Genomic DNA, 22,279 nt, shown 5'->3' with positions numbered 1-22,279 from the left:
TAAATATTGATAAGGTAGGCTCTATCCCAATATCCATTGCTATTACAAAGCAATCCTTAAAGGACTCTTATGAAAAACTTTAAAATAGATATCGTTTCAGATGTAATGTGCCCGTGGTGTATTATCGGTTACAAGAACTTAGAAACCGCATTGGCAGAATTAAAAGAAGAAATGAGTGCGGATATTACATGGCACCCTTTTGAGCTTAATCCAGATATGCCACTTGAAGGGCAAGACTTAGACGAGCATTTGCAGCAAAAATACAGCTTAACCGAAGAAGAAAGCGCGCGAAATCGTCAAAACATGGCAGATGCGGGTGAGCGAGCTGGGTTTACCTTTAATTTTGACGGTAAACGCATCATGATCAACAGCTTTGATCTTCACCGCTTGCTAATGTGGGCTCGTGAAGAAGGCAAGCAAACTGAGTTGAAATTGGCGTTTTTTGAAGCACACTTCACCGATTTAAAATATTTAAATCAAGAAGATGCACTACTGGATGTGGTTGAAAGAGTAGGCCTTAACAAAGATACAGCCCGAGATATTTTACACTCAGATAAATACGTACAAGCGGTTCGCGAAGAGCAAAATAACTTTAAGCAAATGGGTATTACTTCAGTGCCTACTTTCATTATAAATGATAAGTATGCGCTTACCGGTGGGCAGCCGAGTGAGTCGTTTATTCAAGCACTTAAGCAAATAAGCGAAGAAGAAGCTAAGCAAGATTAGTTAACAGGCCCTAATGCTTTAGTTTAAATACAGTTCGCTGATTTAAACCAAGCCCGTCCTCAACATCATGGTAAAAATGCGTGTAGAGGGCATCAAGCTCACCTTTTTTTGCTAGCTTTGTTAAACCCTGCTGTAATAAGTCGATAATTGCTTTATTTTTTTCGTTTGCATAAAAGTAATAAAAATTATCGTACTGCAGCATAATATGTGGCTCAATTACAAAGTTGTATTGTGGGCTTTTTTGTATTTCAGCTCTAATCGCAGTTACTGAACGAGGAAAGTAATCGCCAAGTCCTTCATCTAACGCTTTTAACATGCTTTCATAACTCAAATCACCATTAACTGTTAAGCCATTGTTCTTTAATACATAATAATCAGACCAACTTTGCTTTTGTAAGGCTATAAAAGGCTTTAGTTGTTCAAGGGTTTTTATATCTGAAAATTCGCCCAGCCGGCTTTGTTTTATCATCAGTAAACGTTTTGAGTGCAAGCCGTTGTATATTGGAAAGGTTGTGTGTACGAGGCTATTTGCTTGCTCTTTTGACATACTTAACCAAGCAAAATTAATAGCCCCATCGTGCTTTAGCTCTTCTAATACTCGCTTGGTATTCATCGGCTCAACACTATAACTAATATTGAGTTTTACATTCATCTGCGCAAAGCTTTTTTCTAATAAGCTCAAAACATAGTGGTTTCTTGGCATATTAGGTGTGCTTGGTTTTCCTATTTTTAGCGTCACAGTTTGCTCGCTGCCACATGCAAAAAAAGACAGGGCAATGAGGATAACACTGCAGCATAAATTAAATAGCTTCATAGTCATTCCAAGGTGTTTTAGCAGTTATAAAATGAGAAATAGTAAGTATAGCGGGAACTTAAAATTCCGCTTTTTAAGTGCGATAAAGCACCTTAATCACATGCCAACCAAATTTTGTCTTCACTAAATGCGGCTCTAAAATTGCACCACTAAAAGCAACTTTATCAAACTGCGGTACCATTTGGCCGCGTCTAAACTCACCTAAATCACCGCCCTTTTTGCCCGACGGACAAGACGAATATTTTTTAGCTAAGGTTTGAAACTTTGCGCCTTTGCCTAATTGCTTAATGATGTCTTCCGCAATCTCTTTATGTTTTACTAAAATATGCAGTGCGTGCGCTGTATTTGCCATGAAAAAGCCCTTAAAACCTATTTACTAGTAATTAAACGCCGCGATTTTAGCACAGCCTAAGTGATCCAGCACTTGCTAAAAATGTGGTTATAAGTAGTGATCTTCATCTTTTTGTTGAGGAATTCGACAGTACTGGTATTTACCAAATAATGTATAACGGTTTTTAGCCACTTTGTTATAAAGCCAATCAGTCAGCTTTCGTGGTAATAACTTAAATACGCTAATCAACTTCCACGGATAGCCTAACTGACTGAACACTCGAAAAACGGCTTGGCTGCGGGTATATGGCTTTTGTGCTTCTATATAAATCATCGAAGTAAAATCGGTAGTGGAAAAACCAAATTGAGCAAGTAGCGTTTGCCCAGCCGGCGATTGCACGCTGCACAATTTAAATTTAATGCTCGGATCGTGAGCTATAACAAAATTGCACCATGCACTACACAGCTTACATTGCGCATCAAATAAAATAATTTTTTGATTTTGCATTACTGCTGCACTGGTTTTTTTTGTAATTTACGCTGTAGTGTCCGCCTATGCATATTTAGCTGCCTTGCGGTCATTGATACATTACCATTATTACTGTGTAAAACATGTTGAATATGTTCCCACTCTAACCGCTCGGGCGACATAACCCCCTCAGAAATTTCAGTTACTGCCGAACTTGCCACCTCAACTTTAAGTGCTTTTAATAAACTTGCCATATCAACAGGCTTAGTTAAATAGTCATTAGCACCTAAACGCATCGCCTCTACGGCTGTAGCTATACTTGCAAAGCCAGTCAGCAATACAATATGTGCATGAGTGAGTAAATGCCGCAGCGGTGCAATAAGCGACAGTCCATTTTCATCAGCCAGTTTCATATCTAATAAAATACAATCAGGCTGTTGCTGGCGAGCCTTTAGAAGTGCATCAGTTTGATTATGAGTGATCTCGCAGTTAAAACCGTGCTTAGTTAGCCGCCGTGCCAACGTTGTCGCTAAATTAATATCATCCTCAATAATAAGTAGCTTCATGCTTTTGTCTCTGCTGTTAATAGTGGCATCGTTATCTTTGCAACCGCTCCGCCTTCGGGGTGATTATATACAGTTAACGAGCCATTTAACCGCTCAAATGTCACATTTGATAACATAACTGCGATCCCCATGCCTTGCTCACTAGGCATTAACTGCCCACCTAACTCTGCTAACTCTGAGGATGAAAAACCAGCACCAAAATCACGAATAATTAACGCAATGTTTTGTGCGTCAGGTTGCTGCCAACTTAGTTCAAGTTGCACTTGGGCGTTTTTTTGATTAGCAAGTACTGCATTTTGTAATAAATTTAAAATTGCAGGTAACAGCATAGCGTCACTTTGTAATGTGGCTTCAGGTGACTCGTTAAGCCAGTTTATTTGTTGATTGGGGTATTGTAATAGTAACGTATCATGAATTTGATTTTGCAGCTGCTCTGCTTTAATTGGTGCTTGAGTGTTTTTATCTCGTAACTGCGTTGAGAGCTTTCTAAAGTCGTTAAGCTGAGTGCGGCATTGCAATAGCGGCGTTTGCATTTGCTGAATAACTTCATTGTTAGGATGCTCTTCTAAAAGCTCTTCAAATAATAATTGTAAATTAGCAATTGGTGTTGCTAATTGATGAGTAATTTGCGCCGCTGCGCCATCAAGTGTTACTAGTTGTTCATTGCGTAACTGTTTTTCTCTAACTTTGGCAATAGTGCGTTCACGCTGTTGCAAAGCGCGGTTCATAGCCCCTATAACTAACGCAATTACGCAAGCACTTATAACAAAATTAACCCACATACCAATAAAATGACCATTCATATTCATTTGGTGCATACTGTGTTCGGGCATTTTAATTAATAATAAGCTATAGGCGGCAATGGCCAATACAGCAATATAGGCAAGCCCTCGAGCGCTTAGTGTGATTGCAGCTATCATAATTGGCAGCAACAATAACGACACAAATGCGTTAGTTGCACCGCCGCTTAAAGACAACAAAATAGTTAAAAAAAGCACATCGGCGGTCAGTTGCATTAACATGCCAATTGGCTTTGCTTGGCTTACATGCCGGTAGGCAAATACACTGGCTAACTGAAAAACCGCCTCAACAGCAATAACCCCTAACAACGGCATAAGTGCAATTTGATGTTCTAGTAAAAAATACACACTGAGTACCGCAATAAGCTGAACAACAATGGCACCACTGCGCAACATTAATAATCGGCTAATAGCTGGGTCGGTTTTAATTAACACAATAGGGTTCCTGGATACACTGGGTTTTATTATTCATGATTAACATGCTTTTTTTATTGCATCTATTATACACTAAATCGCCTTATATTAGCTGCTGGCTGAGCTGCACTCAAGCATACGTCACGAATGCTTGAGTAAGTATTCAAGGTGATGGACTAGCTTATAAAAAGCACCTAAGCTAAACACTCATTTAATTTACAAAGTAAAAACTTACAATTAACCTTTCACTAAAAATACAACAAACAATTGGTAAAATAGCAGTAATTACAGCTCTATAGCTGCTATAAACTAGAGTTAATAGCTAATTTTTGTTATAACGTATTCATTAGACGAACACGTCATACCACTTTTAAGAGAACACACTATGCCTTACGCACATATCACTGGTTGGGGCAAATGCATTCCACCAGCCAGCATCAGCAACGACGAAATAAGTGAAATTGTAGATACCACCGATGAGTGGATCACCACGCGTACCGGTATCAAAGCCCGTAGAGTTAGCCATGTAAGTACTGCCGAGCTTGCTAGTGTGGCTGCAAAACATGCTATTGCTTGCGCTGGCGTAGATGCAAAAGATATCGATTTAGTTATTTTAGCAACATGCACCCCCTCAACAGTAGTTGCAAACACTGCCTCATTAGTACAAAAAAATATTGGCGCCACTGGCGCTGCAGCCATGGACACCAATGCAGCATGTTCTGGTTTTTTATATGCTTTACAAGCTGCGACAGCGCAAATACAGGCTGGGATGATCAAAAAAGCCGTAGTTATTGCCGCTGAACGCATGACTTGGTATGTAAACTGGGCGCGACGCGACAGTGCTGTTTTATTTGGTGATGGTGCCGGTGCCGTTGTGCTTGAAGCAGCAGAAACACCTGCAGGCTTATTAGGAACTAAAACCGGCTGTGACAGCGAAGATCGTGATATTTTACACATTACTAATTTTGGCAGTGATTTAAATAAATATGAGCCAATTGGCCCATCAGACCTTTTATTTGAAGGGCGTGAAATATTTAAACGTGCCGTTAAAGGCATGAGTGAAGCCTGTGACGACGTGCTTGAACAAGCCAACCTTAAGTTAGACGATATCGATGTACTAGTTCCGCATCAAGCTAACTTACGCATTATTCAAGCAATTCAAAACCGTTTAAAGGTTGAAGACAGTAAAGTAATGGTTAACATTGGCGAATACGGTAATACCTCTGCTGCAACGATTGCCATTGCGCTGTGTGAGGCCGTTGAGCAAGGTTTAATTAAGCCGCATGCCAATATTATGTCGGCTGCATTTGGAGCAGGCCTAACGTGGGCGGCAAGCTATATCAAATGGGGCGAGCGAGTAACCCCCATTGCTGTTAGCGATGCTAAACTTCCACCGTGTGATAAAACAGGTTTAGAGCTTGTTGCACCAGCTGTAAAAGCGTGTAAAGACGCAGAGCCTAGCTAAAAGCTAACATTACACCAAGCAAATATGTATTGATAAACAGCGCACTGCTTTCAGTGCGCTTTTTTGTTTTTTAAGGAAAATATATGCAACTACTAGGCATTCATCATGTAGCCATCATTTGTAGCAACTACCCACGCTCTAAACATTTTTATAGTGAAATATTAAAGCTCTCAATTATTAATGAGCATTATCGAGCAGAGCGTCAGTCTTACAAACTCGATTTAGCTTTACCTGATGGCAGTCAGTTAGAATTATTTTCGTTTAACGATGCGCCAAGTAGACCAAGCTATCCCGAAGCACAAGGACTTAGACATTTAGCATTTAAGGTTAGTAATGTAGAAAACAGTAAAACGTATTTAGAGTCGCATGGAATCGACGTAGAAGAAATAAGAGTGGATGAAATTACCGGCAAAAAATTCACCTTTTTTGCCGATCCAGATGGTTTACCCCTTGAGTTATATGCGCTTTAACATCAAATAACTCAAGGCAAGGTATGTTTGATTTAGTTAACCCTAGTTAGGTTAGTTAAATCGATTTTGTAGGTAAGTAAATACTGCACGAATACCCAGAGCTTCACCACCTGCAGGGCGCCCTGGTAATGCTCGTAAGTTCCATGCCATTACATCAAAATGAACCCATGGTGTGTTTGGCTCTACAAATTCTTTCAAATAAAGCGCAGCGGTTATTGCGCCACCAAATGGCGTACTTGAACAGTTAGTCATATCAGCCACATCGCTTTTCAAAAATGGGGTGTATTGCTCGAATAACGGTAATTGCCAAACAGGGTCGTTAACTTGCATCCCCGAATCCATAATCGCATTAGCGACATCACGTTCCGTTGAGAAAAAGCCTGGCAGTTCTGTCCCTAAAGCAACACGGCACGCGCCGGTTAAGGTAGCAAAATCAATAATTAATTCAGGCTCATCGTTTTGTGCTTCGCTCAAAGCATCACACAGAACTAGTCGCCCTTCTGCATCAGTATTATCTATTTCGACCATAATACCTTTACGGGTTTTTATTACATCGCCAGGGCGAAATGCATTACGCGAAACAGCATTTTCAACCGCAGGTACTAAAACGCGAAGGCGTATTGGTAAGTTAGCAGCCATAATTAATTGAGCCAAGGCAATAACATGCGCTGCCCCGCCCATATCTTTTTTCATGTTACGCATGCCTGAACTTGGTTTTAAATCTAGCCCACCTGAGTCAAAACATACACCTTTACCGACTAATGTAATTTGTGGCGCATCAACCGCCCCCCACTTCAAATCGAGTAAACGCGGTTTGTTTTCACTTGCACGGCCTACCATATGAATAGTTGGATAATTTTGTTCTAATAGCTCATCGCCTACCCATTGGGTAAACTCGCCGTCGAATGTATCAGCTAAATCGCTCATTACCTGTGATAAGTGCTGCGGCATCATATCGGCAGCTGGGGTATTAACTAAGTCGCGAGCTAGATTAATTGCATCTGCTTGTTGTTTTACTTGCTCATATAATGTTTTATCGGCAATGCCAAGCTGAGCTTTTGCTGTGGCTTTTTGTTTATACTCACTGAACTCATAACCACCTAACACAAAGCCTAAAGCAAGTTGAGAAACTAAAGACTCATCACCCTGAATTTGATAGCAGCCTTTAGGTAATTTATTCGCAAGCTCGCCAGCAGCCCAAAAATCATCGACTCGTTGCATAATACAAAATACTTGGCTTAATTCACCGGTTTCTGCGTTTGGTATTAGCGCAAGTCCTGACTTTTCAAAATCGGTATTTGCAAGCCACTGCTGCACAAAGCTTGGTTGCTGAGTAAGCCAGTCTGTTAATTCATTTTTAACAATAAAAGATAGAGGAATTCCTGAAGAGGTATGACGAAGTAAAGCGCTCATTAATGACTCACATAATAGAAAATGATGTCCTAGCATAACAATAAGCACTATTAAAAGGTATAGCTAATTATGTTCTGCTAGCTTACTTCTTCTTTGAGGGAGTTGAGTCTTGCTGTTGGCTTTGTTGGGCAATCTGTTGATCAATTTCTTTAATAGGCTTATTCATACTAAAAGAACTCGGTAATACATCAACACCCACTAACTGCCCTAGTTTAACAACCAGTGGAATAGTTAATGGTGCAAACGGCAATAACGCAAAAACGCCTAGTCCTAATCCTTTTAATATATCTACAAACTGCTCGTTGGCGCGTTTTAGTTCTGCTTTGTTTGTTTGCCCTTGGGTATAACGCCTATAAGTTATTAGCATTTCTTTGGTTTCTTGCTTTTCCTGAGCAAGAGCTATTTTAAGCGCGACCATAGCACGACGAAAGCGTAGTTGTTGTCGCTTTTTACTTATTTTAGCAACCCGCCAGGGTGCACGATGAATGACTTTATATAATCGCATAGCCTGTATTCTCACACAGCGCTCTAAGTTCACAAAGAATAATTTACACGCTTTATTCAATCATTTATTCTAAGCGTCCTTTTTTCCACTTTTGTAATAAAAAAATGCAAAAAAACATCCCTAGTACTAAACCCGAAAGACCAAAATCTGATGAGTGCTGTGGCGGCGGCAGTTGCTGCCCTTGTGTGTGGGATGAATATAAAGAAAAGCTGGCTGCGTGGAAAAAACACCATGGTGAAAATATCAACAGTAAGTCAATTTAATTCAATAATAGAAAATAACTAAAATAGCTTATTTAGTTAGTAATTATGTATCAATGTCTGTTTTTACCCCCTTTTCTCGCCCTAGTTGTGATTAACTCTGCGTTATTTTTAGATAAACCATTTGTTTCCACTTGTTAAATAGTGGTTAATTAGCCATTGCCCTCTTTAGTTTTTTTATCTATAGTCTATTTCGAGGACTCACAGGAGGTGCGCTTAATTAATTAAGCTTTTAGGAGTGAGTTAGCTATATTTGCTCCCCATTGAATGTGAAATGTCCACAAAAATAAGTCAGTAAATAGACTATACAAATCAATTCTAACTGGGGATATTTAGAATGAAATTAAAAAGCAATGCGCTTCAACAGGCGATCAAATTTGCTCTAGCAACAACAGCCGCAGGCTTGTTTGTTTCTGGTTCAGCAATTGCTCAAGAAGAGCAAACCGAAGTTAAAGTAAACAAAAACGTAGAAAAAATTGCCGTAGTTGGTACCCGCTCTGCGCCTCGCTCTATTGGTGACTCACCTGTTCCTATCGACATTATCGGTGGCGAAGAGCTTAGCAAGTCAGGCAACACAGATATGCTAGAGCTGTTAAAAGGGGCTATTCCTTCTTTAAACGTTCACTCAATGCCAATCAGTGATGCCGCTTCATTAGTACGCCCTGCAAACTTGCGCGGACTTCCTTCTGATAGCACACTAATTTTACTTAACGGTAAACGTCGTCATCGTGCCTCTGTTATTGCCTTTTTAGGTGGTGGTATTAATGATGGTGCTCAAGGTGCCGACATTTCAGTTATTCCAAGTATTGCACTGAAACAAGTGGAAGTACTTCGCGATGGTGCTGCTGCACAATATGGTTCTGATGCGATTGCTGGGGTTTTAAACTTCCAACTTAAAGATGCCTCAGAAGGCGGATCTTTCGAAGTTCGTAAAGGCCAATATTACGAAGGCGATGGTGATACAACCCAAATTTCAGGTAATGTGGGCTTACCATTTACCGATAGCGGTTTTGCAAATTTAAGTTTTCAGTACAAAACAGCCGATGCGACCAGCCGTTCAGTACAAAGAGCCGATGCCACAGCACTTGATGCTGCAGGCGTTCCAGACATTGCCCCAATCACCCAAGTATGGGGTGCACCTGAGGTAGATGACGACATCTCTATCTTTGGTAATGTTGGTTTAGAGCTAACTAACGACTCTCAATTTTATATGTTTGGTAACTACTCAGAGCGTGATGTACGCGGTGGTTTTTATTACCGTAACCCACATACTCGCCCTGGTGCATACTCAAATGATGGTGGCGAAACACTTCTTGTTGGTGATTTAACCGGTGATATGAGCGGTAACTGTCCAACCATTATGATTGATGACAACGTTCTTGATAACCCTGACTACATTAATGGTGTAGCAAACAACCCTGATTGTTTCGCATTTAACGAAATGCTTCCGGGCGGTTTTACACCAAACTTTGGTGGTAATATTACAGATACGTCACTCACTATTGGTACTAAAGGTGAGTTTACTGGCGGCTTTTTAGAAGGCGCTTACTATGATTTAAGCGGTACTGTAGGTTACAACGAATCTCGCTACTTTATATACGACACAATCAATGCTTCATTGGGTCCAGATACTCCGCGTGATTTTAGCCCAGGTAAATATGAACAATTAGAGAAAAACTTTAATTTTGATATTTCAAAGGGTTTTGACTTTGACTTAGCTTACGATGTAAACATTGCCGGTGGTTTAGAGTGGCATGAAGAAACCTTTACCGTAGTAGCAGGCGATGAAGCTTCATTTATTGCCGGCCCATTAACTGATCAAGGTTTTGGTATTGGCTCTAACGGTTTCCCTGGATTTAAGCCATCAGATGCGGGCGAATACGACCGTCGTAACTATGCAGCTTACATTGATATTGAAGCGCCATTTACTGAAGAGTTCTTAATGGGCTTAGCGCTTCGCTACGAAGATTACGATACCTTTGGTTCAACCACTAACTATAAGTTAATGGGTCAATACCATCTTACTGAAGATCTAAACGTTCGAGGCTCAATTAGCACCGGTTTCCGTGCGCCTACCGTAGGCCAAGCAAATGTTAGTAACGTACAAACTAACTTAAGCAGTGGTGTACTGGTAGATTCAGCATTGTTACCACCTACAAATCCAATTGCTATTCAACTAGGTGGTACTGAACTTGAACCTGAAGAATCGCAAAGCTACACCTTTGGTGCGGTATACACCATCGGCGATTTATTCTTAACAGTTGATTACTACAACATCCAAGTAGATGATCGTATTAGTCAGTCAGATAAAATAGAACTTAGCCAAGCAGATAAAGACACGCTCGAAGCTGCTGGTGTACCTAACGTACAAAACTTAGCGCAAGTTAGTTTCTTTACCAATGACTTTGATACCACTACTCAAGGTGTTGACTTAGTTGCTAACTACTCGGCTGAGTTGTTCAGTGGTAGCTCTACATTCAGCTTAGCTTACAACTGGAATGAGACAGAAGTAACACGCTCAAGTGATATTACCGGAGCATTTAAAGTAAGTCGTCTTGAAAATGACTTACCTAATCACCGTGCAACACTGAGCTGGGCACAACAATGGGAAAGCTTTTCAGCATTTTCTCGTCTTAACTACTTTGGTGAGTACCAAGGCGTTCACGTAGATTATGATGAAACGGCTAAAATGGCTGATGCAGCAGTCACATTAGATGTTGAAGTAACTTACTTCATGAATGACTCAATTAGTTTCTCAGTCGGTGCACAAAACCTACTGGATCAAGAAGCAGAGAAACTTGATTTCGCCGTAGCACCAAATAACAACTGGGGTGGTAAGTACTACGAAACATCTCCATACGGAATTAATGGTGGCTTTTACTACGCTAAAGCAACCTATACTTTCTAAAATGTGTTAATGATAATCAAAGGCGAAATGTGTAATGCATTTCGCCTTTTTATTACCCTCTATAAACCCATTTAAAATGACTTTTACACTCGCATTTTTTGTGGCTTTGGGGTTATAGTAAATAAAAAGAATATTAGTTGTATTATGCTACTAAAAAAAGCGAATGAGTTATTGTCACAAAACAAGCTTAGAGAAGCTGAGTTTCATTACAAAACGCTATTACAAGCAGAGCCTGACAATGGTGACGCCCTGTTTGGCCTAGGTAAAGTAGCACTGCGTTTAGAACAATTTGATGCTGCTGTGTATATACTACAACGAGCGTGTCAGCACCTCCCTTATGTATTAGAACCTTTGTATGCATTAAGTGATGCATTTAATGCGGTCAACTCCCCTGAAGATGCGCAAAAAGTACTCGAATACGCAACAAGCATTGCCGCAGACAACCCAGACACCCATTATTATTTAGCTCAGCATTATTTAAATTTTGGCGAGCTTGATAAAGCGCAGATCACATTAGAGGAGGCATTAAAGCTTGGGATAGCTCCGGTTACGGCTTATGTTTTATTTGAATTGGTACAATTAGGGCGCTTTAATAAAGCAAATAATTACATTGATCAGTTACACCATTTTTTAACGCAAACAAATAACCTACGCTTAAAAATGGTCTGCTACTATGCTTTAGCTAAAAGTTACGACAAGTTAGACGATACTGATCAAGCGTTTAACTATTTTGTGATTGCCAATCAGCAACAACACAAACTCAGTGAATTTAATACTGAAGATTTAATTGGGTTTTATGATCAACTTATTGAATATAACAATGAAAGTGTGCTCAATTTAGCAAAACTAAATAAGCAGTATCCTGTCACACCTGTGTTTATTATTGGCATGCCACGAAGCGGCTCAACCCTACTAGAACAAATGTTAGCAGGGCACAGTCAATGGGCAACGCTTGGAGAAGACTCCAGTATTAGTAATAAGGTAGTCGCCTTTTTAGAACATAAAACAGGGTTACGCTACCCTCAATGCTTAACTAAGCTAACAACACCTTTAATTAACCAAGCCAGAGCTATTTATTTAGATACGTTAAGCTCTTTTGAGGGCAATTGCGCATTTGTGATCAATAAACTGCCTAGCAACTACCAAAACTTAGGGTTAATTTATATTTTATTCCCAGATGCTAAGTTTATAAACCTGACCCGCAACTTTCATGCAACCGCATTTTCAGTGTTTACTAATTACTTTGCTGAAAACGAACCCTATTTTTGTGATTTAAATGAATTTGCTTTGTATCATCAGCTTTATGAAAAACTGATGAGCCATTGGCAGCAATTTAACCGCTTAGCTATTTATAATTTAAGTTACGAGCAGTTAATTGAAAATCCTAAAGATCAATTAACCGCACTATTGAGTTTTACTGGCTGCGAATTTGAACAGACTTGTTTGGACTTTTACAAAAACAAAAGCGCCGTTACAACGCTCAGTAAACATGCCATCAGGCAACCTATAAATAACAAAAGCCTTGATAAATGGCAGCGTTATGAAGCCCCTTTACTTAGTTTGCTCTCGTTGCCTCAAACCAATTAAGCACATCCATAAACTGTTCTTGGCGTGCCTGAGGGTGAGTAAGCATATTAATATGGTCGTAATCTACTTTGTGCCCAAAGCGGCGGCCATATATTTGCATTTTTTGCACCCCAGTACCTGACTCATCAATAAACTTTTGAATATCGATAGGCTGTGCCAATGCTTTATCTTTTACTGCCGCAATATGTAACGTTGGAGGAAGCGTGAGATTTGCTAATGTTTTAGCGTAATCAAACCCGTCATCACTGTCTATCCACGGGTTTTGTTTCGCCCACTGCATACTTTGATAGTGCGACTTTTGAGTTTCATCATCACTGCCCCACTTTAAGCGTTTTGCCGGTAAATAACCGTGTTTTTTCGCTAAAATTGGTGCCATAAAATACCAAATCAAATTGGCCTGAAATAACTTTTTAGGGTGGTTATTAAATAGCGAACGCTTTGAACCAAAATAGGCACACGCTTTTACATCGTTTATCAGCTCAGGAAAGCGAGCAAACACGCTATTAAGCAACACCCCCCCCCAAGAATGAGCAACTAAAAAGTCAGGTTTTTTACTCTCTAACTGTTCAATTTTCTCAATAAATGCCGGAATATCCTCAACAATCGCCTCAGTTTGTCCATACCGTGCTTGCTTACAAATAGCTGGCTTACTTTCACCACGCCCACGTAAATCAGCTACGTAGCAACAATACCCTTGTTCAGCTAAAAAAGGCGCTAACCCTTTATTGCTATGAGTGTAAAATATTTTGCCATTTTCTACCGCACCATGAATTAATAACACCACAGGCCCACTTGGCTGCTGGTTGGCGATACGGCGCAAATACAGTGTTTGATGGTCACCTAATTTAATAAAAACAGACTCTTGAGTAACTGCCAAAGCGAATTCCTTATAATTGCTAACAACTCATCCTACCAGTAATAACTGGTAAGCCAAAGGGAAAATTATGCACTTTTTCTGTCTGTATTTGTTACTATTGGCTTTTATTCCTGTTGTTAAAAAAGCCTCATGAAAGCAAAATCAACTCGTTCTAAATTACATCCGCGCAATCAACACAAAAATGGTTACGATTTTAATTTGCTTACCTCGCAAACCCCTTCGTTAACTGCTTTTTTAATTACGACTCCAGCAGGCAATCAAAGTATTGATTTTAGTAATAACTTAGCTGTAAAAACCTTGAACCAGGCGCTATTAAAAAGTCATTACAACATTAACTTTTGGGACATTCCTGAGCACAACTTGTGCCCACCTATTCCAGGTAGAGTAGATTATATTCATTACTTAGCTGACTTACTCAGCGAAAATAATCAGCAGGTTATTCCCACTGGCCGACAAATTAAAGTGCTTGATATAGGCACTGGCGCTAACTTAGTTTACCCGCTAACGGGCAATAGCGAATACCAATGGCATTTTACTGGCAGCGACATAGACTCTGCAGCAATAAAAATAGCCAAGCAGCTCGCTCAGTTCAATAATCTAAAAATAACGCTTAAACAACAAAAAAATCCCGAGCATATTTTTAAAGGGGTGGTTAATGCGAAAGATTTGTATCATTTAACGATGTGTAACCCGCCATTTCACGCCAGTGCAGAAGAAGCCAGTAAAGGCAGTGAACGTAAATGGAAAAACTTAGGCAAAGCGCCTTCGCAAGCACTTAATTTTGGCGGACAAAGTAATGAGCTGTGGTGTGAAGGTGGTGAGTTAGCATTCATTTCTAACATGATCAAAGAAAGCAGGGTTCACAGTGACCAAGTAATTTGGTTTACCTCGTTGGTTTCTAAAAAAGAAACTCTAGCAGCCTTAGAAGCACAGCTAAAACAACAGCCTATTAGTGAATTTAAAATTGTTGAAATGGCACAAGGGCAAAAAGTCAGTCGCTTTATTGCATGGAGCTATTTTGATAAAGCCACCCGAGAACAAATTTGTGAAGAATTAGTATAAAGCCACTTAAGGACACCCCATGATAGATTTTCGCTCAGATACAGTAACAAAACCGTGCAGCAAAATGCGGGATATTATGTATCATGCCCCCGTCGGCGACGACGTTTATGGCGATGATGAAAGTGTAAACCAATTAGAAGCTTATGCTCGATTACGTTTTAATGTGCAAGATGCACTTTTTTGTAGCTCAGGCACACAAACAAATCTGCTTGCATTAATGGCCCATTGTGAACGCGGCGACGAGTATATATGTGGCCAAAATGCTCATAACTACAAGTTTGAAGGCGGTGGCGCTGCCGTTTTAGGCTCTATTCAGCCACAGCCTATTGAAAATGAAGCCGATGGTAGTCTATGTTTTACTAAAATTGCTGCAGCAATTAAACCCGATGATAGCCACTTTGCAAAAACCCGCCTGTTAAGCCTTGAAAACACCATAGGTGGTAAAGTACTCGGTATTGATTATTTACTCAAAGCACGCGAATTTGTTAACCAACATAACTTAGCACTGCATTTAGATGGTGCTCGCGCTTTTAATGCCGCTGCCGAGCTTAACGTTGATATTAAAGAAATAACCCAACATTTTGACTCTGTATCTATTTGCTTATCAAAAGGATTAGGTGCACCTGTTGGTTCATTATTGCTTGGTTCAACAGCATTGATAGCCAAAGCAAGACGCTGGCGAAAAGTGCTTGGCGGCGGTATGCGCCAAGCGGGTATATTAGCTGCTGCGGGACAATATGCTTTAGAAAATAACACTCAACGTTTAGTCGATGACCACGCTAATGCACGTTATTTAGCAAAGCAGTTAAATAACGTGGCAGGTTTTAACGTAAACATGAGTAATACCACAAACATGGTTTACGCTACGTTTGATAACAACATAAACATCACAAAACTAGCAGCCGATTTAAAAGCACAGGACATTGTGTTTAGCCCAAGTAAGCAACTTAGGCTAGTAACCCATTTAGGTATTACCAAAGCGGATATAGATACCTTTATTAAAGCCTTAACGGCCCATATTTAACGCGGCTTTATAATGTTTGCGGCACACCGATTCATAACGGTCGTTGCCGCCAATTTCTACTTGGTTGCCATCGGCAATAGCCTCGCCATTTTCATCGGTACGTAATACGTGATTTGCTTTACGCCCACAATGACACACCGTTTTAAGTTCTATTAACTTATCAGCCCAAGCAAGTAAATATTGCGAGCCGCTAAATAACTCTCCTCTAAAGTCGTTTCTTAAGCCGTAACATAATACGGGAATGCCTAATTCATCGACTACATCGGTTAACTGCATAACTTGATCTTTAGATAAAAACTGACATTCATCCACGAGTACACAATGACGTTTTTTATCACTATTGAGCGATTTAATTAGCTCGTACACGTCTTTATCCGCATCATAAATATGCGCATCTGCTTGAAGGCCTATACGAGAGGATACTTTGCCCACTCCTGCTCTATCGTCAATGGCAGCCGTGAGGATCACCGGCTCCATACCGCGCTCTTTATAATTAAACGCTGATTGTAATAAAGTGGTTGATTTACCTGCATTCATTGCAGAGTAGTAAAAGTATAATTGCGCCATGGCCGTGCCTTCAAATAAAAAGTGCGCTTATGCTACCCTAAAGTGCAGAGAATACAAATTTGGAAACGCTATTTTATTTATTTTGCTTCGTGCTCTAGTAACCATTGCTTACGCTCTAAGCCACCAGCATAACCAGTTAGCTTTTTATTTGCACCAATGATGCGGTGACACGGCACAATAATACTGATTGGGTTTTTGCCATTTGCAGCCCCCACCGCCCTCACTGCTTTAGAATTATTTAATTGTATGGCAATATCTTTATAGGTTGCCACTTTAGCAAACGGTATGCTTTGTAATGCCTGCCATACGCTTTGCTGAAATGGCGTGCCGCCAGTATCAAGCTCTAAATCAAACTCAGTACGCGTATGAGCAAAGTACTCATTAAGCTGCGCCACACAAGATAAAACATGTGAATTAGTCACCTTATTTAAAGGCGTACTGGTATAACTGGTTGGTGGATAAAACCCCACATAACTAATACCGTTTTCAGTTGCCTGAATAATAATATCGTCAATCGGGCTGGGTAAACTGGTTTGCACTATCATAATTGCTGCCAAAGTTGAAAAGTTAAGTAAGATCGAAATGGTGCACAGTTCGCAGATTCAAACGAGCTTGCTGCCGCTTGGGCTTTTTTAACCCCTAAATCGCCATCAAGTAAAATATCGGGTTGGCTTTGACCGCGCAGTTTTGCGTAATTAACCGTCCAAGGGCCAATTCCTTTTAAAGTAAGCCATTGGTCTAAATCATCCTCCTTGGGGTGAATAGCACAAAATTCAGCGAGATTATGCAGTGCATTTTTACGTGCCTGCGGCATTTTAAAAAAAGCAAAATCACTACCTGCCACTACTTCAGGTGTTGGAAAGTACACCTTTCCCTCTTGTTGCTCTGAAAGCTGTTGCACTAATTGAGTCACTAAATTATGCGCCGCAGTTACACTCACCTGCTGACCTAACACAGCGCGAATACCCGCTTCAAAGGTTGACCAAATACCCGGTAACCTTAAGCCTTTAGTAAGTGGAAATGCATTATTAATGTGTTCGCTTAAATGCGCCTCAATTAAATAAGTATCTGCATCTAAATCAAGTACACGGCGAATGTTGTTAATAACTGGCTGTAAATATTGCGTATTATCTATATCAATTTGCACCCGAAAATGATGTTTATCTGCAATAAATTCAGCATTAAAGTGGCCTCTACACGATTTATAAGTAAAAGTACGCCCATAACTGGTTGGCGTTAACCACTCTATTGGCTCTATAAGTCGTTTTGCTAAAAACCCATGCAATGCTTGCCAGTTATACGGCGGACGAAAAGGCAAAATTAAGGTGAGCCCAAGATCAGTTGAGTGCTTGGCGGTTCTGAGCGCTGAGGGCGCGATATTAAGTTGTTTTAAAAAAGCATCATTGAATCGTCGCACACTTTTAAAGCCGGAAGCAAACGCTATCTCGGTAAGCGGTAAGCTGGTTTCTTGAATCAATTTTTTTGCAAAATGGCATTGATTAAATAACCGATATTGAGTTACTGAAAGACCAAAATATTGAGAAAAAAGCCGCCTTAAATAGCGGCTGCTTATTCCTAAACGCGCAGCAAGAACTTCACAATCGCACTCGTGATATTGATCAATTAACTGCTTAGCACGCAATGCAGTGGTTTGTGATCCCAGCCAAGCAGCACTACCTGGTGCGCTATCGGGCCTGCAACGAATACAAGGCCTAAACCCGGCTTGCGCTGCAGAGTGCGCAAACTGATAGTAGGTTACATTTTTTTCATGCGCAGTGGGCGCGGGGCAAATTGGCCGACAATAAATACCTGTGGTTTTTACCGCTACATAAAAAAGCCCATCAAAACGCGCATCGCGGCTCTGACGCGCTTTTTGCCAATGCTGATTAACCATAAATTGCTCTTATAAGTTATGTAGCGCTTAGCTTAACAAAAACTAGGTATATTACTGGCCATATTCGGTACTAATCTTTGTTTGCAAAATCAATCAATGCTTGGCCCGTTAAACGATATATAATCCATTCATTCTGTGGCTCAGCGCCCATGCTATTATAAAAATCAATTGCGGGTTTATTCCAATCAAGCACTACCCACTCAAAGCGGCCACAGTCTTTGCTTATTGCTCTGTTTGCCAGCTCTTTCATGATAGCTTTACCGGCACCATTTCCACGGCTATCTGGGCTAACATATAAATCTTCTAAATAGAGACCATTTTTACCTAACCAAGTAGAGTAGTTGTAAAAATACACCGCAAAACCAATCGGTTCATCATCTTGTAAACAAATTAAACTATGCGCTGTTGCGCCGTCGCAAAACAGTGTATCTAAAATTGCTTGTTCATCTGTTTTAACTGCATCTGGCTCTTTTTCGTAAATGGCAAGCTCATTAATAAAATGCAGAATTGTTTTTGCATCACTTGGCTGTGCATCGCGAATTTCTATTGCTGTGTTCATTGTTATTAACCCTTCAAAACGACTTTTATGCCTATTAAATTTAAAATAAAAAGTGCCTAAATAATTATGATAACTTAAGCCATTAATACATTTACTTATACCCTAGCATATCGTTTTTATATTCAATACGTAACTATCACGGGCTTATTTAAATTTAGCCATTACGATATCTAAAAAACAAATTAAAACAGCGCTTTTATAAATGGTAAAAAGTTGTCATTATGAGTAAAAAGTAAAGCAATAAGAGAGTTTAACTAAAATGGGTCATGGTCACTCACACAGTCACGTTGATGATAACCAAAGTGATAAACAGCTCACCCTTGCCGTATTTATAAATGTTTTACTGACTGCAGTGCAAGTTGTTGGTGGCGTATTTTCTGGCAGCCTTTCATTAATTGCCGATGCATTACATAACCTAAGTGATGCGGCCTCTATTTTTATTGCCCTCGTTGCCCGAAAAATTGGCAATAAACAGGCTGATACAACCCATCATTTTGGCTACAAACGCGCAGAAATACTAGCAACCCTTTTTAATAGCACTACGTTAATAGTCATCGGTGGTTATTTAATTTTTGAAGCCATAAATAGTTATTTAAACCCCCAACCTATCAATGGCTGGATCATTGTATGGGTTGCCGCAGTGGCGCTACTCATTGATTTAGTCACTGCGTTATTAACCTTTAAAGCCGGCGCTAAAAACAACATGAATATAAAGGCGGCGTTTATTCATAATGTGTCTGATGCAATGGCATCAATAGTCGTTATTATTGCCGGTACTTTAATCATTTTATACCAGTGGTATGTAGTTGATTTAATAGCGACAATATTAATATCACTGTACGTTATTTATCATGGCGTGCTATTACTGAAAGCGAGCTGTAGTATTTTAATGCAAGCAGCACCCATTGGTTTTGATCAGCAACTTATAAGCAAGAAATTACTGCAACAGTTTGCTATTACGCAAATAAAATCAATAAAAGCGTGGCAACTGGACGATACTACCACTCACTGTGAAATTGTGATGCAAACAGATACCCCTATTGAGCTTAATGCCATAAAACACTATTTACATGATGAATTTGCAATTGAACACTGCGTAATTGAGTGTTGTTCACCTTAGTTTGATTATACAAAGTACTTTGTAATTAAAACTGAACACATATTTATTTTTATGCCTTGTGCAACAAAACGCAGAAGGCCTGCTAACAATAATCAACTGCCGTTACGAGCATCTATTTTAACGCAACGTTATATTTGACCCCCTATAGCTTGCAATAGCATGCATGCAAATAAAAACAATTATCATTAACCTTGCGTTTACTTTAAATTACTCTTAATATTGCGCCCATCATTAATACAACTAAAACCATTCAAACGAAGGACCCGCATGTTTAAAACATCTCTGAGCTTAATTGCATTAATAGTCAGTGGCGCCAGTATTGCAGACGAATCAACGATCCAAAGAAATTTAAATCAAACAGAAATGGAGTACGTTATTGTTTCGGGTAGTCGTGTTTTTGAAAGTATTGATGAGGTCCCTGCTTCCATAACTATTATTAGTCAAAAGCAAATAGAAGCGCATTTAAAAGTTAATCCAGAATTACAAAGCCTTTTAGCACAAATGGTTCCCGGCCTTGCTCCAGATACTGGAAGCTCAAGTAATTCAGGACAAACTTTACGCGGGCGTGCCCCACTGATCATGATTGATGGCGTGCCACAGTCAACGCCACTGCGTAACGGATCAGTAGGGGTAAAAACCTTAGATCCAAGCGCAATAGGTCGAATAGAAGTCATTAAAGGGGCAACGTCAATTTATGGTAACGGCGCATCAGGCGGAATTATTAATTATATTACCAAACAAGCGCAAAGTGATGGCCAAACCCAAGGTGAAATAAGCTTATCGAGTCGTTTTAGTGCGGTAAAACTTGAAGAAAGCGCAGGCGCAAGGTTATCTGCAGCATTGAATGGTCGTGCAGATAAATTTAGCTACTTAGTAACTGCAAGCTATGAAGAAAACGGTGTACAACGCGATTCGCAAGGCGATATTCTCGGTTTACAATATGGTTTATCTGATGCCGTTACACAAAATTACTTCACTAAGCTTGGCTATGACTTTGATGATGAAAAGCAACTCCAATTTAGTTATAACTACTTCAGTTCACAACAAAAAACCGACTTAGGCGATGTTGTTGGTGATATGAGCCTAGGAGAAAAAACCTACGCCATTCATGTGCCGTCAGAATTACAAAAGCAAGGTAAACCACAAGGGCCAGAAGGCAACGAAAATATAACCTTAAAATACACCGACTACGCACTGCTTGAAAACACACAAATGACGTTAGACCTCTATACGCAAGATATAGAAAATGTGTTTTTCTTCTCTCCAAACCTTGCCAATCCTGATGAGAATTATCAAGGTGGTCAATCAGTTATAAGTTCAGAAAAAAAAGGCGCCAGAGCAACTTTTAATACCCAGGTAGACTTTGACTCAGTTGAAGCGTCATTTATTTACGGAATTGATGCGTTAAATGATGTAACTGCACAACCGCTGGTTGATGGGCGTGTTTGGGTGCCAGAAATGGACATGAAAAGTGTCGCGGGCTTTTTACAAACTAAGTGGGTTATTGCTAATGACTTAATAATAAAGGCCGGTGTACGCAAAGAAAATATCGACCTTAGCGTAGATGATTATCGCACGCTTAAATTATGTAAAACGGCCACGCAATGCTCTGTGCCAATTAGCGTAAAAGGCGACACGGTTGATTACAATGCTACGACCTATAACGTGGGCATTAAATACAATCTAGATGAAAAATTCAGCCCCTTTTTAAACTACTCACAGGGATCTGATATATCAGATATTGGCCGCCTGCTTCGCTCTGCCACAGTAAATGATATAGGCCTTATTCAAACACAAGCTTCAATTATCGATAATTATGAAATTGGTTTTAATTCTCAATTTGATGCAGTTCGTTTAGAAGTCGCAGCATATCGAAGCACCTCTGAGCTTGGTACTACAAACAAATTTAATGAAGTAACCGGTGTTTATGAACCGGTTAGAGCACCTCAAGAAATTTGGGGTTATGAAGCCTTAGTAGACTACACCATAAGCCCATCCCTTAAATTACTGGCAACTTATAGTTATGTAGAAGGTAAAAATACTGAAGCCGATATATATTTAGGCTCTAAGCAAATCAGCCCACCAAAAGCCACAGCCAATCTTAACTGGCAACCTACGGACACCCTATCATTAACATTAAGTTACTTGTATGTGGGTGATAGAAAGCGCTTTGAGCCTAATGATAATGGTAAATATGTTGGCGATCAGGGACCTGTCGATAACTACACGGTTTTTAATTTAAGCGGTCAGTATCAGTTTGCAGACAACTGGAAAAGTTTTATCGGGATAGAAAACCTATTTAACCAAGACTACTTCCCTGCCCGTGCGCAATCTTACACCTATGGTGGATACAACATTAAAGGTTTAGGTACAACGGCCACAGTGGGTGTTACTTATCAATTTTGATCACTTACGCGTTCATACTTTTACGGTATGAACGCGCTTATAC

Annotated in this window: 22 protein-coding genes; 10 read left to right on the top strand and 12 right to left on the bottom strand. The window is 39.9% G+C overall.

Annotated elements, in window-relative coordinates:
- Positions 1 to 69: 69 nt before the first annotated feature.
- Positions 70 to 726 (top strand): DsbA family oxidoreductase, encoded by a 657-nt coding sequence (locus CWB77_RS06245; protein ID WP_138621880.1) that lies wholly within the window; start codon positions 70 to 72, stop codon positions 724 to 726.
- A 10-nt stretch (positions 727 to 736) separates the two neighbouring features.
- Here CWB77_RS06245 and CWB77_RS06240 read toward each other — a convergent pair whose 3' ends face one another.
- The 5 genes from CWB77_RS06240 to CWB77_RS06220 form a co-directional block, all read right to left on the bottom strand.
- Positions 737 to 1,540: a transporter substrate-binding domain-containing protein gene (locus CWB77_RS06240; protein WP_138621878.1), complete on the bottom strand. Its 804-nt coding sequence runs from the start codon at positions 1,538 to 1,540 to the stop codon at positions 737 to 739.
- Between the two features lie 73 nt (positions 1,541 to 1,613).
- Positions 1,614 to 1,892 (bottom strand): peptidylprolyl isomerase PpiC, encoded by a 279-nt coding sequence (gene ppiC / locus CWB77_RS06235; protein WP_008464312.1) that lies wholly within the window; start codon positions 1,890 to 1,892, stop codon positions 1,614 to 1,616.
- An 87-nt stretch (positions 1,893 to 1,979) separates the two neighbouring features.
- A complete protein-coding gene (locus tag CWB77_RS06230; protein ID WP_138570195.1) occupies positions 1,980 to 2,378 on the bottom strand; it encodes a thiol-disulfide oxidoreductase DCC family protein in 399 nt (132 codons plus the stop codon).
- A complete protein-coding gene (locus tag CWB77_RS06225; RefSeq protein ID WP_109875211.1) occupies positions 2,378 to 2,905 on the bottom strand; it encodes a response regulator transcription factor in 528 nt (175 codons plus the stop codon). Before CWB77_RS06225 ends, CWB77_RS06230 begins: the two co-directional genes overlap by 1 nt.
- Entirely contained in the window at positions 2,902 to 4,140 is a 1,239-nt protein-coding gene (locus CWB77_RS06220) for a sensor histidine kinase (protein WP_138570193.1), read from the bottom strand. Before CWB77_RS06220 ends, CWB77_RS06225 begins: the two co-directional genes overlap by 4 nt.
- 364 nt (positions 4,141 to 4,504) lie before the next feature.
- Between CWB77_RS06220 and CWB77_RS06215 the strand changes: the two genes are divergently transcribed.
- Positions 4,505 to 5,584, top strand: a complete 1,080-nt coding sequence (locus CWB77_RS06215) for a ketoacyl-ACP synthase III (protein ID WP_010389122.1) — start codon at positions 4,505 to 4,507, stop codon at positions 5,582 to 5,584.
- A gap of 83 nt (positions 5,585 to 5,667) precedes the next feature.
- On the top strand, positions 5,668 to 6,054 hold the full coding sequence (gene gloA2, locus CWB77_RS06210) for an SMU1112c/YaeR family gloxylase I-like metalloprotein (protein WP_138621876.1): 387 nt from the start codon (positions 5,668 to 5,670) through the stop codon (positions 6,052 to 6,054).
- A 51-nt stretch (positions 6,055 to 6,105) separates the two neighbouring features.
- Here the strand turns inward: gloA2 and CWB77_RS06205 are convergent, their stop codons facing one another.
- Together CWB77_RS06205 and CWB77_RS06200 are read right to left on the bottom strand one after the other, a co-directional pair.
- The gene (locus tag CWB77_RS06205; protein ID WP_138621874.1) at positions 6,106 to 7,467 is read right to left on the bottom strand and encodes a leucyl aminopeptidase family protein; all 1,362 of its coding nucleotides are present in this window, start codon (positions 7,465 to 7,467) and stop codon (positions 6,106 to 6,108) included.
- An 82-nt stretch (positions 7,468 to 7,549) separates the two neighbouring features.
- A complete protein-coding gene (locus CWB77_RS06200; protein WP_010389125.1) occupies positions 7,550 to 7,972 on the bottom strand; it encodes a hypothetical protein in 423 nt (140 codons plus the stop codon).
- 104 nt (positions 7,973 to 8,076) lie between these two features.
- Here CWB77_RS06200 and CWB77_RS06195 point away from each other — a divergent pair, with 104 nt between their 5' ends.
- The 3 genes from CWB77_RS06195 (at position 8,077) to CWB77_RS06185 (ending at position 12,727) form a co-directional block, all read left to right on the top strand.
- Positions 8,077 to 8,235, top strand: coding sequence for an oxidoreductase-like domain-containing protein (locus CWB77_RS06195; RefSeq protein WP_010389126.1), 159 nt, complete (start codon positions 8,077 to 8,079; stop codon positions 8,233 to 8,235).
- A 334-nt stretch (positions 8,236 to 8,569) separates the two neighbouring features.
- Positions 8,570 to 11,140: a TonB-dependent receptor plug domain-containing protein gene (locus CWB77_RS06190; protein WP_054201280.1), complete on the top strand. Its 2,571-nt coding sequence runs from the start codon at positions 8,570 to 8,572 to the stop codon at positions 11,138 to 11,140.
- Between the two features lie 144 nt (positions 11,141 to 11,284).
- Positions 11,285 to 12,727 carry a tetratricopeptide repeat-containing sulfotransferase family protein gene (locus CWB77_RS06185; protein WP_138621872.1) on the top strand — a complete coding sequence of 481 codons (1,443 nt, stop codon included), beginning with the start codon at positions 11,285 to 11,287 and terminating at the stop codon, positions 12,725 to 12,727.
- Here CWB77_RS06185 and CWB77_RS06180 read toward each other — a convergent pair.
- Positions 12,696 to 13,604: an alpha/beta fold hydrolase gene (locus CWB77_RS06180; RefSeq protein WP_138621870.1), complete on the bottom strand. Its 909-nt coding sequence runs from the start codon at positions 13,602 to 13,604 to the stop codon at positions 12,696 to 12,698. The genes CWB77_RS06185 and CWB77_RS06180 overlap by 32 nt on opposite strands.
- A gap of 129 nt (positions 13,605 to 13,733) precedes the next feature.
- Between CWB77_RS06180 and rlmF the strand changes: the two genes are divergently transcribed.
- On the top strand, positions 13,734 to 14,666 hold the full coding sequence (rlmF, locus tag CWB77_RS06175) for a 23S rRNA (adenine(1618)-N(6))-methyltransferase RlmF (RefSeq protein ID WP_138621868.1): 933 nt from the start codon (positions 13,734 to 13,736) through the stop codon (positions 14,664 to 14,666).
- A 19-nt stretch (positions 14,667 to 14,685) separates the two neighbouring features.
- On the top strand, positions 14,686 to 15,690 hold the full coding sequence (ltaE, locus tag CWB77_RS06170; protein ID WP_008112280.1) for a low-specificity L-threonine aldolase: 1,005 nt from the start codon (positions 14,686 to 14,688) through the stop codon (positions 15,688 to 15,690).
- Here ltaE and CWB77_RS06165 read toward each other — a convergent pair.
- From CWB77_RS06165 to CWB77_RS06150, 4 genes are all read right to left on the bottom strand, one after another.
- The gene (locus tag CWB77_RS06165; protein WP_008112278.1) at positions 15,673 to 16,257 is read right to left on the bottom strand and encodes a thymidine kinase; all 585 of its coding nucleotides are present in this window, start codon (positions 16,255 to 16,257) and stop codon (positions 15,673 to 15,675) included. The genes ltaE and CWB77_RS06165 overlap by 18 nt on opposite strands.
- A gap of 77 nt (positions 16,258 to 16,334) precedes the next feature.
- Positions 16,335 to 16,802: a methylated-DNA--[protein]-cysteine S-methyltransferase gene (locus tag CWB77_RS06160; RefSeq protein WP_138621866.1), complete on the bottom strand. Its 468-nt coding sequence runs from the start codon at positions 16,800 to 16,802 to the stop codon at positions 16,335 to 16,337.
- The gene (locus CWB77_RS06155) at positions 16,799 to 18,151 is read right to left on the bottom strand and encodes a DNA-3-methyladenine glycosylase 2 family protein (protein ID WP_138621864.1); all 1,353 of its coding nucleotides are present in this window, start codon (positions 18,149 to 18,151) and stop codon (positions 16,799 to 16,801) included. Before CWB77_RS06155 ends, CWB77_RS06160 begins: the two co-directional genes overlap by 4 nt.
- Before the next feature lie 70 nt (positions 18,152 to 18,221).
- The gene (locus CWB77_RS06150; RefSeq protein ID WP_010389137.1) at positions 18,222 to 18,710 is read right to left on the bottom strand and encodes a GNAT family N-acetyltransferase; all 489 of its coding nucleotides are present in this window, start codon (positions 18,708 to 18,710) and stop codon (positions 18,222 to 18,224) included.
- A gap of 259 nt (positions 18,711 to 18,969) precedes the next feature.
- On the opposite strand from CWB77_RS06150, the gene CWB77_RS06145 reads away from it, so the two are divergent.
- Both CWB77_RS06145 and CWB77_RS06140 read left to right on the top strand, forming a co-directional pair.
- Complete coding sequence (locus tag CWB77_RS06145; RefSeq protein ID WP_054201286.1) at positions 18,970 to 19,830, top strand: cation diffusion facilitator family transporter; 861 nt, start codon at positions 18,970 to 18,972, stop codon at positions 19,828 to 19,830.
- Between the two features lie 267 nt (positions 19,831 to 20,097).
- Positions 20,098 to 22,236 (top strand): TonB-dependent receptor, encoded by a 2,139-nt coding sequence (locus tag CWB77_RS06140; RefSeq protein ID WP_138621862.1) that lies wholly within the window; start codon positions 20,098 to 20,100, stop codon positions 22,234 to 22,236.
- Positions 22,237 to 22,279 lie beyond the last annotated feature (43 nt).

It is taken from the genome of Pseudoalteromonas sp. S1610, from assembly GCF_005887465.1.
Classification (GTDB): domain Bacteria; phylum Pseudomonadota; class Gammaproteobacteria; order Enterobacterales; family Alteromonadaceae; genus Pseudoalteromonas; species Pseudoalteromonas undina.
Note: the sequence above shows the minus strand (reverse complement) of the source record. Positions and strands in the feature narration are given on the sequence as shown.

Coding starts and splice junctions, on each gene's coding strand:
- CWB77_RS06240 (WP_138621878.1), bottom strand. CDS start 1,540: ATGAAGCTATTTAATTTATGCTGCAGTGTTATCCTCATTGCCCTGTCT.
- CWB77_RS06150 (WP_010389137.1), bottom strand. CDS start 18,710: ATGAACACAGCAATAGAAATTCGCGATGCACAGCCAAGTGATGCAAAA.
- CWB77_RS06195 (WP_010389126.1), top strand. CDS start 8,077: ATGCAAAAAAACATCCCTAGTACTAAACCCGAAAGACCAAAATCTGAT.
- CWB77_RS06160 (WP_138621866.1), bottom strand. CDS start 16,802: ATGATAGTGCAAACCAGTTTACCCAGCCCGATTGACGATATTATTATT.
- CWB77_RS06145 (WP_054201286.1), top strand. CDS start 18,970: ATGGGTCATGGTCACTCACACAGTCACGTTGATGATAACCAAAGTGAT.
- rlmF (WP_138621868.1), top strand. CDS start 13,734: ATGAAAGCAAAATCAACTCGTTCTAAATTACATCCGCGCAATCAACAC.
- CWB77_RS06215 (WP_010389122.1), top strand. CDS start 4,505: ATGCCTTACGCACATATCACTGGTTGGGGCAAATGCATTCCACCAGCC.
- CWB77_RS06225 (WP_109875211.1), bottom strand. CDS start 2,905: ATGAAGCTACTTATTATTGAGGATGATATTAATTTAGCGACAACGTTG.
- CWB77_RS06165 (WP_008112278.1), bottom strand. CDS start 16,257: ATGGCGCAATTATACTTTTACTACTCTGCAATGAATGCAGGTAAATCA.
- CWB77_RS06155 (WP_138621864.1), bottom strand. CDS start 18,151: ATGGTTAATCAGCATTGGCAAAAAGCGCGTCAGAGCCGCGATGCGCGT.
- gloA2 (WP_138621876.1), top strand. CDS start 5,668: ATGCAACTACTAGGCATTCATCATGTAGCCATCATTTGTAGCAACTAC.
- ltaE (WP_008112280.1), top strand. CDS start 14,686: ATGATAGATTTTCGCTCAGATACAGTAACAAAACCGTGCAGCAAAATG.
- CWB77_RS06205 (WP_138621874.1), bottom strand. CDS start 7,467: ATGAGCGCTTTACTTCGTCATACCTCTTCAGGAATTCCTCTATCTTTT.
- CWB77_RS06190 (WP_054201280.1), top strand. CDS start 8,570: ATGAAATTAAAAAGCAATGCGCTTCAACAGGCGATCAAATTTGCTCTA.
- CWB77_RS06185 (WP_138621872.1), top strand. CDS start 11,285: ATGCTACTAAAAAAAGCGAATGAGTTATTGTCACAAAACAAGCTTAGA.
- CWB77_RS06245 (WP_138621880.1), top strand. CDS start 70: ATGAAAAACTTTAAAATAGATATCGTTTCAGATGTAATGTGCCCGTGG.
- CWB77_RS06230 (WP_138570195.1), bottom strand. CDS start 2,378: ATGCAAAATCAAAAAATTATTTTATTTGATGCGCAATGTAAGCTGTGT.
- CWB77_RS06200 (WP_010389125.1), bottom strand. CDS start 7,972: ATGCGATTATATAAAGTCATTCATCGTGCACCCTGGCGGGTTGCTAAA.
- ppiC (WP_008464312.1), bottom strand. CDS start 1,892: ATGGCAAATACAGCGCACGCACTGCATATTTTAGTAAAACATAAAGAG.
- CWB77_RS06140 (WP_138621862.1), top strand. CDS start 20,098: ATGTTTAAAACATCTCTGAGCTTAATTGCATTAATAGTCAGTGGCGCC.